Source organism: Dellaglioa sp. CoH-55-MRSF-8, assembly GCF_056782195.1.
Genome location: NZ_JBXAYH010000142.1, coordinates 1 through 324, shown reverse-complemented (window position 1 = coordinate 324; position 324 = coordinate 1). Strand labels below are relative to the sequence as shown.

Sequence of the window (324 nt, the reverse complement as noted above, 5' to 3'; positions counted from 1 at the left end):
GGGGTTGACGGCGAACTAATTTTTCTCTACACTCCATTTTTATAGTTTCAGCAGTGGAGGTAGAGTAAGATGAGAAACATGATTCGGGCCGCTATATGCGGCTTTCTTCTGGGGATCGCGACGCTGCCCTCGATGGTTTCGGCCCCAGCCCCTGAGTTCGGTGCGCAGTATGTGCCGGGAGCGGGCGCGAAGCACAAACCTCGTTTCATGGTCGGTCCCGATGGCTCCGATCCCAATGACTTCGTTTCGTCGTTTGTGGCGTTCGGCCGTGAATACGGGTTGACCGATGCGCAGATTGCTGGGGCCTTGGGCTCGGTCCAGCAA

Annotated in this window: 1 protein-coding gene; it reads left to right on the top strand. The window is 56.5% G+C overall.

Annotated elements, in window-relative coordinates:
- Nucleotides 1-69: 69 nt before the first annotated feature.
- Nucleotides 70-324 (top strand): hypothetical protein (locus tag AC1RPW_RS08280; RefSeq protein WP_438451039.1); only part of this gene is annotated, 255 nt, incomplete at its 3' end.